Source organism: uncultured Winogradskyella sp., from assembly GCF_947498345.1.
Taxonomy (GTDB): domain Bacteria; phylum Bacteroidota; class Bacteroidia; order Flavobacteriales; family Flavobacteriaceae; genus Winogradskyella.
The window spans coordinates 197776-214515 of the sequence record NZ_CANMJY010000002.1; the positions used below are offsets into that span (position 1 = coordinate 197776).

17 protein-coding genes are annotated in these 16740 nt (G+C 31.7%); 4 read left to right on the forward strand and 13 right to left on the reverse strand.

Going from position 1 to position 16740, the window contains the following annotated elements:
* Positions 1 to 27: 27 nt before the first annotated feature.
* The 5 genes from Q0912_RS04035 to Q0912_RS04055 all read right to left on the reverse strand — a co-directional run bounded on the left by Q0912_RS04035 (position 28) and on the right by Q0912_RS04055 (position 2706).
* On the reverse strand, positions 28 to 576 hold the full coding sequence (locus tag Q0912_RS04035) for a carboxymuconolactone decarboxylase family protein (protein WP_299112313.1): 549 nt from the start codon (positions 574 to 576) through the stop codon (positions 28 to 30).
* Between the two features lie 130 nt (positions 577 to 706).
* Positions 707 to 862 (reverse strand): hypothetical protein, encoded by a 156-nt coding sequence (locus Q0912_RS04040; RefSeq protein ID WP_299112315.1) that lies wholly within the window; start codon positions 860 to 862, stop codon positions 707 to 709.
* Between the two features lie 90 nt (positions 863 to 952).
* Positions 953 to 1795 carry a helix-turn-helix domain-containing protein gene (locus Q0912_RS04045; RefSeq protein ID WP_299112316.1) on the reverse strand — a complete coding sequence of 281 codons (843 nt, stop codon included), beginning with the start codon at positions 1793 to 1795 and terminating at the stop codon, positions 953 to 955.
* Between the two features lie 50 nt (positions 1796 to 1845).
* Positions 1846 to 2022, reverse strand: coding sequence for a hypothetical protein (locus Q0912_RS04050; RefSeq protein ID WP_299112318.1), 177 nt, complete (start codon positions 2020 to 2022; stop codon positions 1846 to 1848).
* Between the two features lie 165 nt (positions 2023 to 2187).
* On the reverse strand, positions 2188 to 2706 hold the full coding sequence (locus Q0912_RS04055; RefSeq protein WP_299112320.1) for a ferritin: 519 nt from the start codon (positions 2704 to 2706) through the stop codon (positions 2188 to 2190).
* Between the two features lie 135 nt (positions 2707 to 2841).
* On the opposite strand from Q0912_RS04055, the gene Q0912_RS04060 reads away from it, so the two are divergent.
* Complete coding sequence (locus Q0912_RS04060) at positions 2842 to 5421, forward strand: phosphoenolpyruvate carboxylase (RefSeq protein WP_299112322.1); 2580 nt, start codon at positions 2842 to 2844, stop codon at positions 5419 to 5421.
* Positions 5422 to 5442: 21 nt separating this feature from the next.
* Here Q0912_RS04060 and Q0912_RS04065 read toward each other — a convergent pair whose 3' ends face one another.
* From Q0912_RS04065 to Q0912_RS04090, 6 genes are read right to left on the reverse strand one after another with little or no spacing between them, the layout of a single operon-like run.
* A complete protein-coding gene (locus Q0912_RS04065; protein WP_299112324.1) occupies positions 5443 to 5991 on the reverse strand; it encodes a YceI family protein in 549 nt (182 codons plus the stop codon).
* 49 nt (positions 5992 to 6040) lie between these two features.
* Positions 6041 to 6403, reverse strand: coding sequence for a hypothetical protein (locus Q0912_RS04070; RefSeq protein WP_299112326.1), 363 nt, complete (start codon positions 6401 to 6403; stop codon positions 6041 to 6043).
* An 11-nt stretch (positions 6404 to 6414) separates the two neighbouring features.
* Positions 6415 to 7269 (reverse strand): DUF5777 family beta-barrel protein, encoded by an 855-nt coding sequence (locus Q0912_RS04075; RefSeq protein ID WP_299112328.1) that lies wholly within the window; start codon positions 7267 to 7269, stop codon positions 6415 to 6417.
* A 55-nt stretch (positions 7270 to 7324) separates the two neighbouring features.
* Positions 7325 to 8068, reverse strand: a complete 744-nt coding sequence (locus Q0912_RS04080; RefSeq protein ID WP_299112329.1) for a T9SS type A sorting domain-containing protein — start codon at positions 8066 to 8068, stop codon at positions 7325 to 7327.
* A 20-nt stretch (positions 8069 to 8088) separates the two neighbouring features.
* Positions 8089 to 8478, reverse strand: coding sequence for a hypothetical protein (locus Q0912_RS04085; RefSeq protein ID WP_299112331.1), 390 nt, complete (start codon positions 8476 to 8478; stop codon positions 8089 to 8091).
* A 12-nt stretch (positions 8479 to 8490) separates the two neighbouring features.
* Complete coding sequence (locus Q0912_RS04090) at positions 8491 to 9561, reverse strand: hypothetical protein (protein WP_299112333.1); 1071 nt, start codon at positions 9559 to 9561, stop codon at positions 8491 to 8493.
* Between Q0912_RS04090 and Q0912_RS04095 the strand changes: the two genes are divergently transcribed.
* Genes Q0912_RS04095 through Q0912_RS04105 form a run of 3 tightly spaced genes read left to right on the forward strand, consistent with a single transcriptional unit; the run spans position 9527 to position 13423 of the window.
* Positions 9527 to 10189: a sigma-70 family RNA polymerase sigma factor gene (locus Q0912_RS04095; protein ID WP_366125119.1), complete on the forward strand. Its 663-nt coding sequence runs from the start codon at positions 9527 to 9529 to the stop codon at positions 10187 to 10189. The genes Q0912_RS04090 and Q0912_RS04095 overlap by 35 nt on opposite strands.
* A 47-nt stretch (positions 10190 to 10236) precedes the next feature.
* The gene (locus tag Q0912_RS04100; protein WP_299112335.1) at positions 10237 to 11145 is read left to right on the forward strand and encodes a FecR family protein; all 909 of its coding nucleotides are present in this window, start codon (positions 10237 to 10239) and stop codon (positions 11143 to 11145) included.
* Positions 11129 to 13423 (forward strand): TonB-dependent receptor plug domain-containing protein, encoded by a 2295-nt coding sequence (locus tag Q0912_RS04105; protein WP_299112337.1) that lies wholly within the window; start codon positions 11129 to 11131, stop codon positions 13421 to 13423. The genes Q0912_RS04100 and Q0912_RS04105 overlap by 17 nt, the downstream gene beginning before the upstream one ends.
* A gap of 2 nt (positions 13424 to 13425) precedes the next feature.
* Here the strand turns inward: Q0912_RS04105 and Q0912_RS04110 are convergent, their stop codons facing one another.
* Positions 13426 to 14328 (reverse strand): histone deacetylase, encoded by a 903-nt coding sequence (locus Q0912_RS04110; protein WP_299112339.1) that lies wholly within the window; start codon positions 14326 to 14328, stop codon positions 13426 to 13428.
* A complete protein-coding gene (locus Q0912_RS04115) occupies positions 14329 to 16692 on the reverse strand; it encodes a hypothetical protein (protein WP_299112341.1) in 2364 nt (787 codons plus the stop codon).
* Positions 16693 to 16740 lie beyond the last annotated feature (48 nt).

Below are 16740 nucleotides of genomic sequence, written 5' to 3' on the forward strand. Positions count from 1 at the left end.
TTTTTAAAATTTATGGTTTATTAATTATTAAATAGTTTCTAGTTCTAAAGGTTGCGCTACTGGAAAGTCAACAGGAACTTGTGTTGTACTATGTACATAGTTAGATATAGTTTTGTCTCCTACTAAAGAAATGGTATCAATTAAATTACCTTTAGTATAACCAGCATTAAAGAAATTTTCTAAAACAGTTTGGTCTGTTCTACCTCTGTTTTCAGTAATGTTTTTAGCTAATTTTGCTAAGGCATCTAATTTAGTATTAACAGAAGAATAACCCGCTCTTAGCTCTAAGATCTGCTCATCTGTAAAGCCATTCATTTTCCCTATTGCTGTATGTGCAGAAAGACAATAAATACATTCGTTTACTTGGCTTACGGCTAAATTCACTACTTCTTTTTCTTTAGCAGATAATGATGTTTTAGCATTAGCAAAGTTTAAGTAGTTTTCTAATGCTGTATCACTATGTGCATACGTTGCGTATAAGTTTGGTACAAAACCTAAACCTTTATTTAGGCTATCAAAAATTGCTTGGTTGTTAGTACTTACTTCTTCTCTTGTTGGTACATTAAATGTGTTCATAATTTTTAGTTTTTATTCTGAATTTAAATTCAGAGTATTGTTTTTAATAATTGTTTTTTGCTGGTACAAAGTTGCGACTGATTAGGCTCTTATAAAATGATTATAATTCCCTTATGCTTGTCAATTTTTCCTATTGACTTATGTGAGGTTTTTCAGCATCACAATAATAGTCGTGAATTTGCTTTTGTTCGCAATGCGTTTTTGGTACAATGGTATTAATAATACGTTTTGGGCTACTTCTAAATATTTCAATGAGATTGAATATTGATTTGTTTTTAAATGTCATCTTTCAATTGTTTTATTATTACAATGCAAAGATGGAGTAGAAGCCAGTGTTATAAAATGAAGAATTTGCCCTAAGGCTTGTCAATTTTTCCTAATGTGAAGATTTTATACTTTTTTTAAACTCAGAAGGTGACTGTGAAGTATACTTTTTAAATAATCGACTAAGGTGAGAGGCATCGTCAAAGCCGACTTCGTATGCAATCTCTTTTGCGGTTTTGTCTGTATAGGTTAAAAGACGTTTTGTTTCTAATACAATACGCTGGTGAATGATTTGTAACGGACTTCTGTTAAGTTTTGCAAAATTATTGGATAGGGTCTTAGGGGATTTAAACAATTGGTCTGCATAAAAAGAGACACTATGTTCAGTCTTAAAATGCTGTTCTACTAAGAAATTGTAAGATCTTAATAAATCTACTTTAGAACTTTTAGGTGTTTCAATAACACCTTCTTTGGCTTTTAAAAGCCGTGTGCTTTTAATAATAAATCTAGCCATTAACATACGTAGCATTTCTGCCTGAATATTATCTTCGGTCTCTAGTTCATCTATAAAAACTTCGTGAAGTGTTTTAAATTTTTGTTGTTCGTTAGTATCGAGATGTATTATTGGAATGTTTGTATTTCCGAAGAATAACATACCAACACAGCTGACTTCCTGGTCATGGTCTTTAATACAATAAAATTCTCTGTTGAATTGATAAACGATTGCATTTTCCCCTTCTATATATTGTAAATATTGAATAGGTGTTAAGGCCAATATACTATTAGGCTCTAGAGCTAATGGAATACTATCAATTATAAGTTCTATAGGTTGGGAATGACTCCAAATAAACGTATATAGCTCTACTTGTTGAGGTTTAAAAAAGGACTTTAAATTAGAAGTATTACCTATTTTAAAAAATGCATCAGTAGAAAATTCCTTGAAAGTACGTATCATGTTCAACTAAGTCTGTTTACTAAGAAAAACATTACAAATAACGCAAAATATTAAGCTACTTTTTTAATAAGATCAAAACATGGGCATTTTTTACAGCGTTTATGCTCTGCTTTTTTATACTTTTTACAACATTTAGACTTTACCTTACCCAAAGTGTCAAAGCCAGAAGTCTCAAGAACTTTTATACGTTGTTTTTTAAGCTTTTTGTCTTTCTTTTTTTTGCCCATCTTCAGTTCCCTAGTAAATGAGGATCTTTAAATTTGGTCACAAAAATAGTTATTCTTATTTATTCTAAATAAATTTTAACATTGTTTAGTTGAAATGTCATCGTAAAAAAACTGGTAGACCTATTTAAGTTTACCAGTTTTCTGTTATACATTATTGAGAACGTTCTATTCAGTAGGTGTGTCAGCAGCAGAACTCACCGTAAGTTGTTGTATATCTCTATCAAATAAATACAATCCACCTTTATCGTCACCAATCATATTAACTTTATCTAAGATGGTTCTTGCAACAGCTTCTTCTTCGATTTGTTCAGCAACGTACCATTGTAAGAAGTTGTGAGATGCATAATCTTTTTCCTGAAGCGAAATGTGTACCAGTTCATTAATACTTTCAGATACAAAAATTTCGTGCTCTAAAAGCTTTTCAAACATTTCTTTAAATGAATTAAAGGTTACGTTTGGTGCATTGAGCTCAGAGATATGGGCATGTCCACCACGCTCGTTTACAAACTTTACCAACTTTAACATATGTTCGCGTTCTTCATCAGATTGATCATACATAAAGTTAGAAATACCTTCTAATCCTTTTACTTCAGCCCAAACAGCCATTGCTAAATATACTTGAGAAGATTCAGCCTCTATGCGTATTTGTTTGTTTAATGCAGCTTCTATTGTTTTTGATAACATAATACTCTAATTTTTATCAAAGATAATAAGTAATTATGTCATTCTTAAGATGTATTAACATGGTATTAAAATTTAACCAATAATTCATATTTAATCTAAGTTAGCTTTAGTATTTTTAAGTTTAAATTTTATGAGATGTCTATTAAGCCTAAATTAAAACGATTCAACACAGAAGTTCTCCAGAAATACCAAATCTATAATGGGATTTTTATGAACTTACCTTTCGATACAATATCAAAGACTGTAGCACTATTACCATTGTTTTTTGAAACCTGCCAAAAAGGGTTTAAAGCTGGCGATAACCCTACAGAAATAGTAGATACATTTTTTAAAAAGTATCAGGCCAGGCGTTCACCCCAAAGTCAAATTAATTTATTATTTCGATTTATTCAGTATATAGAACGTCAGGTGGTTTTATTTGATGCAGTTGAGGATGCTTCATTTTCTACAGTAAATAATATGGATGGTATAGGCTCTTTAAGAAGTTTAAAAGAAAATGCACAAGCCGAAAATAAAAAAGAGCTACTTCAAGAATATCTCGAATATTTTAAAGTTAGGATAGTACTCACAGCACATCCTACACAGTTTTATCCTGGTGCCGTACTTGGGATAATTACAGATTTATCTGAAGCGGTTAAAGACAACAATCTACAAGAGATTAATGGTTTATTGGCTCAATTGGGTAAAACTCCATTTTTTAAGGACAAAAAACCTACGCCTTACGACGAAGCAAAAAACCTGATATGGTATTTAAAAAATGTATTCTATCATTCGTTTGGTAGTATTTACGATTACGCACAGCAAAATATTTTTGACGATAGAGAAATAGAAAATCCAATACTAAATATAGGGTTTTGGCCTGGTGGTGATCGCGATGGTAATCCTTTTGTAACTCCTGAAATTACAAGAAATGTGGCCAAAAAATTAAAAGAATCCATTATTAAAAAATATATTAAAGACATAAAATATCTGCGACGTCGTTTGAGTTTTAGAGGCATTAGAGAGCGTGTCATAGCTTTAAATTATGGTTTAGTAGATAGCTTATTAAATAAAGAAAATGGTATTTCAGTAAATGAATTTGCTAATGAATTGCGAGCCATTAGAACTCAATTAATAGAACAACACCAATCACTTTATGTAGATAGAGTTACGAGCTTAATCAATAAAACGACCTTGTTTGGTTATCATTTTGCAAGCTTAGATATACGACAAGATAGTAGAGTGCATGATGCGATGTTTAGAGCCTTAGTAACAGAATTGATAGCTAATGGCAGTGATCTATTTCCGAAAGACTTTTTTGATTTAAGTCTGGAAAAACAACTTCAGCATTTATCTCAAGTTAAAGGTCCAATGGGCAATATTGAATTTAAAGATGAACTGGCTATAAATATTGTTAATACAATAAAAGCCATGAAATCCATACAAGATGAAAATGGTGAAGTTGCTTGTAACCGTTATATCATAAGCAATAACCAAACGACATTAAATGTATTACAGTTGTTTGCTATGCTAAAGGTTGTAGCGTTTAATGATATCCTCACAGCTGATGTTGTGCCGTTATTTGAAACGGTCCCAGACCTGGAGAATGCACCTCAGGTTATGGAAGATTTATATACCAACCCTAATTATAGAGCACATATCAAGGCACGAGGAGATAGACAAACCATTATGCTTGGGTTTAGTGATGGTACCAAAGATGGTGGCTATCTTATGGCCAATTGGGCAATTTTTAAAGCCAAAGAGGCTTTAACAAGCTTATCAAGAAATTATGGTATCGATGTTATATTCTTTGATGGTCGTGGTGGACCTCCGGCAAGAGGTGGTGGAAAAACACATCAGTTTTATTCTTCATTAGGTCCAACTATTGAAGACAAAGAAATTCAATTAACCATACAAGGGCAAACCATAAGCTCTAATTTTGGGACGCTAGATTCATCACAATACAATATGGAACAACTTATAAGTTCGGGAATTTCTAATCGTTTAAATGACAAGAACAAAGAAATGTCTTCAGAAAATAAAGTGGTTATGAATCACCTGGCGGATTTGAGTTATCAAACATATGTAGATTTTAAAAAGCACCCAAAGTTTCTAAGTTATCTACAAAATATGAGTACACTAAAGTATTATGCTAAGACAAATATTGGTAGTCGCCCATCAAAAAGAGGAAAATCTACAGAGTTGGTATTTTCAGATTTACGTGCTATACCATTTGTAGGTAGTTGGACACAATTAAAGCAAAACGTACCTGGCTTTTTTGGTGTGGGTACTGCGCTTAAAGTTTATGAAGACAATGGTGATTTTGAAAAAGTTCAAAAATTGTATAACGAGTCCAGGTTTTTTAATGCGTTGATTAGTAATAGTATGATGTCTTTAACCAAATCATTCTTCGATTTAACCAAGTATATGTCTGAAGATAAAGAATATGGGGATTTTTGGAATCTTATCTATGAAGAATATAAAACCTCTAAACGCTTAATTTTAAAACTCGCAGGTTTTGAAAATTTAATGGAAAATGAACCCGTAGGAAAGGCTTCTATTGAGGTTAGGGAATCTATAGTATTGCCATTACTTACCATACAACAATATGCATTGAAGAAAATACAAGAGTTAGAAAAAGCTGAAGATAAAGACGAAGCTCAACTCGAAATATTTTCAAAAATGGTAACGCGCGCTATGTTTGGTAATATTAATGCAAGTAGAAATTCTGCTTAAAAATTTGGTTTTTTAGGCAAATTATTTTTTGACTAATTCAAAATTAAAATCAACTTCAACTTCATTCGATAATTTATTGGCGACAATCTTTGGGATTTCAATTTCAAAATCTGATACCAGTACCTTAAAACTTCCTGATAGAATAATTTTATCGTCTACTAGCTTTATAGTTAAAGGAATATCTTTTATTGCTTTAGTTACACCATGAAAGGCTAATGAGCCGTTAACAAATGTTGTACTCTTAGAAACACTTAAACTCTCAAAATTAAAGTGCTCTATTTTGCCTCTAAAAGTAGCCTTGGGATGTTTATCGGACTCGGCATAATTTTCATTAAAATGCTCTTCCATTAAGGCATTTTTAAAACGAAAAGCTTTAACCAATGCTAGTGCAGCAAATTCACCGTTGTCTGTATTTAAGATAGCGGTTACAGATTTATTTTTGGCTGCAACTTCTTCAAATGAAGGTACAGAAGCTTCAAAAGCCAATGTCCCGGTTTTGGTCAAGTATTTATTTTGTCCGATCGCACTTAAACTGATACACAGCAGTACTATAAATGTGATTTTTTTCATTTTGTAAAGAGTTATTATTGATTATCTGATTTTAGTGTTATTAAGGGTTTTAATTTTCTAATAGACCTTCTTGTTCCCACTGAATCACAAGGTCTATAAGATTTTGTGGCAATCTTGGACCTCCAAATGGCATTAATGAAGACAGGTCATTAGTAGATATTCTACCAATTAGATTTCTGTTTTCAATAGCTTCAACTACAGAGTTATATGTTGTTAATGTCATTGGGGCTCCATTTACAGGTGGACTGTTATGACAACCTATACAGTTGTTGTCTATAATTGGTTTAATATTGGCTTCATAGGTTACAAAGTCCTCAATAATAATAGCTTCAATTAAATCGTCCTCACTATTGTACGAACAGCTAGTGAAAAACGAGATAATAAAAAATGATACGAGATATTTAGATTTCATAATTATAGATTTTAAAATACACGACTTAAATTAAATCCAAAGTAGATGTTTCCGTCACTCCAATCTCCTGTAGCTTGTCCTAGAAAACCATTAGTATTCATGGCTTGAGCATTTGAGAAATGCATCTGAAATACATGACCTCCGGTTTCTAAATCAAATCCAATAGACAAGGGGTTTTTAAACGGTGAATCTTTAGCACGATTTAAATGCCAGCCATAATCTAAGTTTATAGACCAACGCTTGCCAAGTTTTTGTCGTCCACCAAATCCCAGAGCATACTGAGAGTTGTGTTGCTCATCGTAAGCCACAAAATTGTCATGAAAAAATGTTGGGGCCATTTCTAATGACAATTTTGAACTTACTTTTTTAGATATAAGCAACTGTGCTGTATACCCAAGACGATCACTAAATTCTAACTTTGGTAAATTTTCTTCTTCTAATGCAGTATTAAGTAATATTGAATTATAGGCAACTATTGTAAATGGAAAACCATTTTCTTTTTGCCTCACTAATCTGTATTTTGCTGAAGCTTCATAAATTTTTTGAAAAGAACTACGAGATACACCAATGTTTATAGCATCAGTTATACCGTAGACAAAGTTAATTCTGGTTACAGCATCATCAAGACCAAAGAAGCTGTCAAATCCATTTTCTATGCTCCCAAACCTATGCGAAACAATAAGGGTTAATTCCTTTTTTGCTACAAGTTTTGTGGATTCAAAATTTACAATTTTCAGACCTTTAAAGGTAGCTGTGGCATATTGCTCTCCAATAGAATCTGTATCTATTTCACTCAATAAATCGTCTTCTTGAGCCCTAGAAATCAGGCATACAAAGAACATGACGAGTATAAATGGATATCTCATTTTTTTAAATTTAAATTATATGTTAAGGCTTCTCTTTTCTAAGTAGAGTTTATTTTTATTGTTTTACAAATCGTTTGGTTTCTTCTCCATTTTCTGAAGAAATTTTGATCAGGTATACACCACTATTCCAGTTTGATACATCAATTTGGGCAACCTCGTTAAAAATTATAAACTGTGATAAGGTTCGTTTACCAAGTATATTGAATACTTCTAATGTTCCGTTTGAAATGCTCCCTTGAGTTTGAATATTAAGAACAGAACTTGAGGGATTAGGATACAGATTTAAATGGTTTAATTCTTTGAATTCGTTAACACTCAAAGTACTCCAAAAAGAGACGCCATTTTGCGAACCATTTCCTGTGTATTCAAAAGGTGGCGCTACATTAATAAAGGTGTTTGCTGTCCAAATACCTTTGGCCACGGCTACTGATTCTCTTTGATGGTTAGCGTTTCCCCATTGTATATAATCTTCCATAGCAGCAGCAGATCCAAAACTATTAGTATTATAAAGCCCAAATTCTCCTTCTGCAACTGCAAAATTTATTGAGCTGGCAATATTTACTTCCTCACCAGGATTTAAACTAGTTACAGAAGTCATAGTACTTACTTGTGCATAAGCTGGAAAATTACATAACCAATATCCTGAAATCGGAACATTGGAGCTCCCAAAGTTTTTTAGTGTAACAGAATTAGATGCTGGATCTAATTTTGCAATTCTTACCTGAGCCATCAAGCTACTATAACTAAATACAGCTACTGTAAATAGTAATATTGCTTTTAAAAAGTAATTCTTTTTCATAAGTTTTCTTTTTTAACAGATTAATTATTATTAATGATGATGCATTGATCTAGTTTTACTTGTTCTAGCAAGTCATCATAGCCAATAACACGTCCTTTTATTTTGGTTTTGTCATTTTTATTTAATGTGGTTTCTATGTTGTTAGAAAATTGACAGAATACTTTATCGTCAATAGTGATATCGTTAATATTGATATCCGAGATTAACCCAGAAACTTCAATAGTTTTATTTAAAAACTTTTGCTCAGCTGAGGTTGCATTTTTAGAAAATAAAAGTGAAATTTCAGAAGATGTGATTGAAAATTCAGCGACTTCACTTTCCACATCTCTATGATCTTGATAGACATAGTTATAGCCAACAATAGCAGTAATTATTAAAATAATTAGTAAAGCAATCCAATTCCGTTTCATACTTTTTTTAAATTAATTACAACCATTATTATATTGTAACCTATCATCGTTACCAACAATTAGATTAATTTCGGTATCATCACTACAATTTTTAATCTCTTGCAGTATCCAGTTATTATTACATAATGGTAGCGCTGGGACATCTATTATAATTTCTAAATTATTACCAGACCCGCTAGCTGTCCAGGTTCCGAACACAGTAGTGGTATTCCAAAAAACAGACATAGTTCCATCATTGAAGAAATTGAAATTATAACCTTCGTAAGCACTATCGAAATCTGTTGCATTACGTTTTAATCGGTTTACATTCCAATCAGAACAATTGATTAACAGGTCCTCTATATCAGTAATTGTGCAATCATCGCAATCATCATCACTATAGTCGTAGTCATCATCTTCATCACAACTGTTTATAGCATTTTCAATAGCGGTTTCGAGTTGAACAAAATTGCTAATAGAAACTTCAGAATTATCTGTAAGATATACTGTAATAGGAAAGTCTATAGAAACAATGTTGTTTTCGTCAATATTTTGAATGAAATCAAAAAACTGATGATCATTTTCAAGAGTTACGGTTTCTAATAACTCATTATTAGGGTTAAAAATTGGGGCTTCAATTGGGTATTGAAAATCAATACATTCAATATCATTATCTGCTTCATTTTCTCCATTACAATTGTTGGTAATATCATTAAATTCTGATATGCTTGATATAATAACTTCAGAAAAATCAGCTAAAATAATGGTAATAGGAAAATTGATATTTAGGATATCAGTATCGGAATCTGAGGCATCAAAAACACATTCGATAACTGCATAATCGTCTTCAGAATTTACAGTGATTTGTACTCCGTTTACATTAACCAAGTATGGAAAAGCAATATCAAAACAGTTAGCCCTGTCAACTATATTGTCTTGAGAACCATCATTAGAAGTTGTTCTTTCAATTAGATCAGCAATATTAGAATTTGCTTCTAAAATTTCATCTTCTGGCGTTTCAATAAACTCTGTCTCTTCTTTTCTACACGATGAGAAAACCAAGGTGATGATGAGTAAAAAAAATAATGACGTTTTTAATTTCATGATGGCTATATTTTATTGCCATTTAATATATAACAACTCACTTTTAAAAACTACTGAACTTTTTAAAAAAATATTTCAATACCTTTATCAAAACTATAGACCCTTGCCAAAAAATTTTAGTGAAAATATCTGCGAAGAAGGAGCATTTGAGCGTATTTATAATAAATACTCTGATGATGTACATAATTTTTTGTACTATAAATATGGAGCACAATTTAACCCTAGAGATAAAGCTCAAGAAGCATTTATTAAGTTATGGGATAATTGTAAGCAGGTTACTTTTGCTAAAGCTAAATCGTTCTTATTTACGGTTGCAAACAATATGATGCTCAATGAAATTAAACATCAAAAAGTAGTTTTAAACCACCAGAGAACAAAATCTAAACATTATACCAATGAAACGCCAGAATTTATTTTAGAACAAGAACAATATTTAGAAAAATATAATAAGGTGCTTTCTAATCTAAAGGAAGAACAACGCGTTGCTTTTTTATTGAGCAAAGTAGAAGGTAAAAAACACAGTGAAATAGCAGATATGTTAGATGTGACACAAAAAGTAGTTGAGTATCGAATTTATAGCGCCTTTAATATCTTAAAAAAAGAGCTGGAAAATTTTAAAATAAAATAATAAGGAGAAATAAAACATAAGTTGTTATATAATTAAGGAGATAGTTTATGACTGAAGACAATTTATTAAAAAAATGGTTAAATGAAGAGCTTACAGATGCAGAAAAACAAGCGTTTAGTAAACGAGATGACTATGCCTTAAATCGAGAAATTATAGAGAATGCGAAGCATTTTAAAGCTTCTAAATTTTCTAAGATTGATGATTTCAATGACTTTAAAAACAAATACCATAATCCCATAAAAATTAAATCTAATAAATGGATAAAACCCTTGTTAAGGATAGCTGCTATATTACTTATTTCGTTTGGGATTTATACTACATTTTTTAATAATGATATAATAGTAAAGCGTACACTAGCAAGTGAAAAAACTACTATAAGTTTACCAGATTTATCTCAGGTAACCTTAAATGCTGAGTCAGAAATTAATTATGATTCGGATTTATGGAACTCTAAAAGAAGCATAAATTTAAAAGGCGAAGCTTATTTTAAAGTTGCTAAAGGAAAAACATTTGATGTCATTACCCAAAGTGGTGTGGTAACGGTAGTAGGTACAGAATTTAATGTAAAAGCACGCGATAATTATTTTGAAGTTATATGCTATGAAGGTATTGTAAAAGTAGTTTCAGATACCATCACAAAGCAATTATTAGCAGGCGACATGTACCGTATACTAAATAATACGTTCAGTGAAGATAGAGTTAATGCTTCCAAACCATCATGGACTAATAATAGAAGTCGTTTTAAGGCTGTTCCGTTGAAAAAAGTAATAGACGAGTTAGAACGACAGTTTAATATTAAAGTCTCGTTTAAAGATACAGATACAACACGATTATTTACGGGGGGTTTTACCCATAATAATCTAAAGAATGCCCTTTCTGCAATAACTCAACCTATGAATTTATCTTTCAAAATTAGTTCATCCAACCAAGTACTAATTCATGGCAATACAGATTAAGCAGTATATAATAGTACTTCTTTTTAGCTTTATTTTTTCATTCAAAGCGCATTCGCAAGAGTCTGAAAATAAATTACCCTTGTCCGAAATTTTAAGTGTATTAGAAAAGCGTTTTAATATTCAATTTAACTATGCTGAGGATGCTGTTTCTAATGTGCTAATTACATTACCTTCAGAAGCACTGTCAAAGGAGGAAACTCTAAATTATTTGGAAGCAACAACCAATTTTTTATTTAGACTTACTGATGACAATACGGTTTTAGTCATTATTAATAACACTTCATTTGATTTACAGCAATTATCGGAAGTTATGGTTTCTGGCTATATAGTAAATGGCATCAATAAATTAAGTAATGGCTCTTTTGAGATAGATGTTTCAGATTTTGACATACTGCCTGGTTTAGTTGATACAGATGTGCTACAAGCAGTACAGGCATTTCCTGGAATTCAAAGTATTAACGAAACAGTGTCTAATATCAACATAAGAGGAGGTTCTCACGATCAAAATTTAATTCTATGGGATGATATTAAAATGTACCAATCGGGTCATTTTTTTGGACTAATATCCATGTTTAATCCACAAATTACGCAAAGAGTTTCTTTAACTAAAAATGGCTCTTCAACTGAGTTTACAGATGGAGTTTCAGGAACTATCTCAATGGAAACGGAAAGAGGAATTAATAAAAAATTTAAAGGGAATGTAGGAGTGAATTTTATTGATGCTAATGGCTTTGTAGATATACCCATCAGTGAAAAATCATCGCTACAAGTTGCGGCAAGGAAATCGATAAGCGATTTTACAGAGACGCCAACCTATAACAATTTTTTTGAACGTATTTCGCAAGATACTGAAGTAGAAAGTAATGCTATGAGTATTATCAACTCTGATAAAGCATTTGATTTTTACGACACTTCATTACGTTGGATATACAGAATAAATGATAATGAAGAACTAAGAGTCAACTTTATAAATGTAGCTAACGAATTGGTTTTTAATGAAAGTACATCGGTTAATACTGTTGAAGACTCAAGAGAGAGTGGTTTAACACAAAATAGTATTGCTGGAGCCATAGCATACTCCCGGGTTTGGAATGATAGATGGCAAACGACGTTTGAAGCTTATGAAACCGATTACAAATTAAAATCTATAAACGCTAATATATTAGATTCACAACGATTTTTGCAAGAAAATAAAGTGTCTGAAACAAGTCTAAAACTAAAGGTTAATAACAAAATTAATGACAGGCTGCAATTACTTAGCGGTTATCATTTTGTTGAAACTGAGATCACCAATTTAGATGATGTAGATATTCCGCGATTTAAATTATTAATCTCGGAAGTGGTGAGAACACATGGTGTTTTTTCGCAAATATCCTATAAGTCTAAAGATAGAAAAACAAACCTGTCAACAGGATTTAGATATAATTACATAGATAAATTCAGTAAGCATTTGTTAGAGCCTAGATTAAGTTTTTCACATAAGTTTTTAGATTATTTTTCACTAGAAGTTTTAGGTGAATTTAAGCATCAAAACACGTCTCAAGTCATTAACTTTCAAAACGATTTTTTAGGTATTGAAAAGCGAAGATGGCAATTGTCTAATGATAATGATATTCCTGTAATTAGGAGTCGACAAGCTTCGGTTGGATTATCCTTTAGTAAAAATGGATGGTTAATCAGTGCAGAAGGATATTATAAAAAAGTAAAAGGTATAGCCACCCAAAGCCAAGGGTTTCAGAATCAATATGAATTTATAAGAACGCGTGGTTTTAACGAAGCTATAGGTTTAGATTTTATAGTAAGGAAGCGGTTAAGCAATTTCAATTCATGGTTAAGTTACTCTTATCTAAATAGTGAGTATGAGTTTAATGAATTACCAGAGAATAGGTTTCCAAGCAATTTCGACATAAAACATGCCATAACCTTGGGGACAAATTATACTTCTAATCGGTTAAAAATATCAGCAGGTTTAAATTGGAATTCAGGACGACCTATATCTCAACCCGTTACTGGAAATGAAATCATTAGTAACGAGATTAACTATGATAGCACCAATTCATCAAATCTTCAAGATTATCTAAGAGTTGATGTTTCAGCTTTGTACGACTTTAAGCTAGGCTCAAAAACCAAATCTAATCTAGGATTATCTATATGGAATCTTTTAGACAGAAAGAATATTATCAATAGTTTTTATCGTATCAATAATAATGATGTTGTTGAAATAAAACAGCGTTCATTAGGCATAACTCCTAATTTAGTGTTTAGGGTTAGCTTTTGAGTTTAAAAGAAAATTTCTTGTGCTAAACGAAATGTATTGGCATGAGCATTTACAATAGTCTTTATGTCTGGAGAATAACCACCACCCATACTACACATTACGGGAATGTTATTTGTTTTACACTGCTCTAGTACAAAGCGGTCACGTTCTTTACAGCCTTCTGTTGTCATACTTAGTTTCCCTAATTTGTCTGATGCTATCACATCGACTCCGCTTAAATAATAAATAAAATCGGGTTGATGCGTATTAATTAGTTTTGGGAGTGTTTCTTTAAGAATGTTTAGATAGGTAATATCATCTGTGCTATTCTCCAGAGCAATGTCTAAATCACTTTGTTCTTTTTTAAAGGGGTAATTACTTTTTCCATGCATGGAAAATGTAAAAACGGAACTGTCATTTTGAAAAATTTCAGCTGTTCCATTCCCTTGATGTACATCTAAATCTACAATAAGGACCTTATTAACCAAACTTTTATGTTGCAGATAACGTGCTCCAATAGCTTGGTCATTAAGTAAGCAAAATGCTTCACCACGATTAGTATAGGCGTGATGCGTGCCACCAGCGATATTCATGGCAATACCATTTTTTAATGCAAATTCACTGGCTTTAATGGTGCCATCTGCAATAATAACTTCGCGTTCTACCAAAACTTCACTGAGCGGAAAACCTATTTTTCGAGCAGCACGTTGATCTAAGGTGATATTTACCAAGTCATAATAATATTCTGGGTCATGAACGGTTAAAATGTGCTTGTCATTAGGCTTTATCGGCTCAAAAAAATTATCATCAATGCATGTGCCTTCGTGCAGTAATTGTTCAGGTAAGAGCTCATACTTTACCATAGGAAAACGATGTCCTTTTGGTAGTGGGTGTTTGTAAATTTGGTGAAACGCTACCTTTAGCATTTAATTAAAGTCTTCAAGACTTATGGTTTTACTGGTAGACAAAAAGCGCCCATCACCAGCAATACCTTCTATATAAAGGGTGACATCATTGGCTAAATCACTTAGTTTAAAAGTTAAATACCCATTCTCATCAATTTTGCAATTTGGTAGCCAGTCAACTACACCAAAATTAGTGTAGAAATCACTACTATAATCATTATATTTTGGGGTGTAGAATTTTTTGGATTTAGAAAAGTGCAATGGGAATTTATACGTTTGGTAACGCTTTGGACCATTTGCAGCTCTTCCTCCTCTTTTGGTGTAAATTTTAACCACTGGAGAAATACCATCTAGGAGGCCATTCCCCATTCCCCAACGATTAATTGCAATGTAATCTATGGAAAACATATCAAAATTTAAGATTTGATCTTCTTCCATCAAACGGACATCATCAACATAATAAATCACATTTGCAGGAGTACCGAGAAAAGAAGATGTAGTTTGTTGGTTAACTCTTATTCCTCTAGACAATAAGTAATTAGAAATTGTAGTATATAAGAAAGGAGTGTTTTCTTCAAAAACATCAGTGTAACTATAAAAAGGACTATTCACCAAGCTTTCAATTTTGTTTTGTCGTTGCGTATTGGCTTTAACGACGACTTCATCTAGCATACTATTTTTACTCAGTTTAGGTTTCTCTAGTGTTAATGCATTATTACCATATGCAAACTCTGTTATTACTGGCGCTTTAGGATTTAAAACGTCATAAGTCTCATTAAAGTTTGGTACTCTAGACGGAGCATACTGCACATAAACACTAGGTGTGCTTATACCACTACTTTTATTTACGGCAGAAATATTTAAATCTTCAGTCTCAGTAGGAAAGAACCCTTGTTTTATAAAACTTTTATTGTCATCACTAAGGTTCACAATATAACCACCTTCTTCACCTATAGGATGTATTAAAAATTCAGAATCTTTTGGGTTATTATTATTTACCTGCACGACTATGCCATCCTCAAAAACATGATTAGTGTAAACATCACTGTTAACAATAATGTTCCAATCATAACTACTCCAGCCTTGAGTAATTAGTAAATTATCTAATTCAAAGGCTTTTTTCTGGTTTACATTATTAAAATAATAAGAGGCATTTTCAATAAATCCATTGACATAAGGCTGTAAATACGTCTGAGAAATAATACTATGGTGACCGCTATAAGATTTTGTGCCTTTTGGAAGTGCAGAAATACTAATGTTTACATCTTCTAAATTATTTACTAGCGCATCAATCTTCATACTAATTTGAACAGAATCTTTGACTTTGCCAATACTAGGCGTATCCAATTTTGCTAAGTCTAAGCCATTATAATTAAATACAAGACGTTCTAAAATGGGTTGATTTTGATCATCAAATAAAGTGAAAATATTTACTCCTTCAAATAAGTTTTTTGGATCAAATTGTATTAATAAATCATTATCATTAAAACTTACATCCATTACTTTTAGGGATTTACCGTTATGAATGGCTAGTTTGTAGGTTTTATCTTTAATTAAATTCAATGTTCTGTCATTGGTAGAGAGCATTAAAAACACCTCTTTATTTCTAAAGTTATTTACGGTTATGGAAATTCCTTGAGGTTTTACATCTCCTAAGTTATAGGTAAAGTTCTCATTTAAGTAATTAATCTTTGCCTTATGAGCTTTACTTATATCTGTCATAAGACCAAACCTGCCTATTCCCATAGCATTAGTTTTAAAACTCGTAATTACGTTATCATTTTTATCGTATATAATACCGTCTAAATCAGGCACTCCAAACCCTAATTTATTTTTAACAATAACACCAACATTGGTCTTAACCTTATCTATAAAATGACCACCTTCGGGTAGAAACTGAACATCTAGTTCATTTGTAATTCTTTGCATTTGATTATGCGTCTCTATCTCAGGGTCTATGACTCTAAAATTCTGAATATCAGCATTTTTTTCATTAAAATTCCGCATCCAGTTAGTGTAGGTTTTAAATGTATAATATCCAGATGAGAAGGAGCTATCAATATCGAATACATTATTTGCAAATCCATTAGTAACCTTAATCAACTTGCTTTTAATAACATTATCATTGCTATCCGTAATGACGCAATATAAATTTTTGGACGATTTTGATAAAACATGCGCATCTTTTTCGAGAATATAGCTACTATATCCAAGCATTTCGCCTTTAATGTAAATAGATTTGTTAAGATGAGTGAAAACGACTTCTCTATATGGAGTAGAATAGTCTTCGAAAGCGTTAGCTACATTATCAAATTTTGTATCGGTTTGAGCATTTACAAACGAGTTAATGAGAATGAAGACAAATAGGGTAATTAAGTTTTTCATAATCGGTAAGGTTCTTATCCATAAAGATAGGATAAAAACCTCATCAAC

What these genes read in the sequence shown, in the direction of transcription:
- Q0912_RS04035 (WP_299112313.1), bottom strand. Translation starts at nt 576, where the DNA reads ATGAACACATTTAATGTACCAACAAGAGAAGAAGTAAGTACTAACAAC.
- Q0912_RS04040 (WP_299112315.1), bottom strand. Translation starts at nt 862, where the DNA reads ATGACATTTAAAAACAAATCAATATTCAATCTCATTGAAATATTTAGA.
- Q0912_RS04045 (WP_299112316.1), bottom strand. Translation starts at nt 1,795, where the DNA reads ATGATACGTACTTTCAAGGAATTTTCTACTGATGCATTTTTTAAAATA.
- Q0912_RS04050 (WP_299112318.1), bottom strand. Translation starts at nt 2,022, where the DNA reads ATGGGCAAAAAAAAGAAAGACAAAAAGCTTAAAAAACAACGTATAAAA.
- Q0912_RS04055 (WP_299112320.1), bottom strand. Translation starts at nt 2,706, where the DNA reads ATGTTATCAAAAACAATAGAAGCTGCATTAAACAAACAAATACGCATA.
- Q0912_RS04060 (WP_299112322.1), top strand. Translation starts at nt 2,842, where the DNA reads ATGTCTATTAAGCCTAAATTAAAACGATTCAACACAGAAGTTCTCCAG.
- Q0912_RS04065 (WP_299112324.1), bottom strand. Translation starts at nt 5,991, where the DNA reads ATGAAAAAAATCACATTTATAGTACTGCTGTGTATCAGTTTAAGTGCG.
- Q0912_RS04070 (WP_299112326.1), bottom strand. Translation starts at nt 6,403, where the DNA reads ATGAAATCTAAATATCTCGTATCATTTTTTATTATCTCGTTTTTCACT.
- Q0912_RS04075 (WP_299112328.1), bottom strand. Translation starts at nt 7,269, where the DNA reads ATGAGATATCCATTTATACTCGTCATGTTCTTTGTATGCCTGATTTCT.
- Q0912_RS04080 (WP_299112329.1), bottom strand. Translation starts at nt 8,068, where the DNA reads ATGAAAAAGAATTACTTTTTAAAAGCAATATTACTATTTACAGTAGCT.
- Q0912_RS04085 (WP_299112331.1), bottom strand. Translation starts at nt 8,478, where the DNA reads ATGAAACGGAATTGGATTGCTTTACTAATTATTTTAATAATTACTGCT.
- Q0912_RS04095 (WP_366125119.1), top strand. Translation starts at nt 9,527, where the DNA reads ATGAGTAAAAAAAATAATGACGTTTTTAATTTCATGATGGCTATATTT.
- Q0912_RS04090 (WP_299112333.1), bottom strand. Translation starts at nt 9,561, where the DNA reads ATGAAATTAAAAACGTCATTATTTTTTTTACTCATCATCACCTTGGTT.
- Q0912_RS04100 (WP_299112335.1), top strand. Translation starts at nt 10,237, where the DNA reads ATGACTGAAGACAATTTATTAAAAAAATGGTTAAATGAAGAGCTTACA.
- Q0912_RS04105 (WP_299112337.1), top strand. Translation starts at nt 11,129, where the DNA reads ATGGCAATACAGATTAAGCAGTATATAATAGTACTTCTTTTTAGCTTT.
- Q0912_RS04110 (WP_299112339.1), bottom strand. Translation starts at nt 14,328, where the DNA reads ATGCTAAAGGTAGCGTTTCACCAAATTTACAAACACCCACTACCAAAA.
- Q0912_RS04115 (WP_299112341.1), bottom strand. Translation starts at nt 16,692, where the DNA reads ATGAAAAACTTAATTACCCTATTTGTCTTCATTCTCATTAACTCGTTT.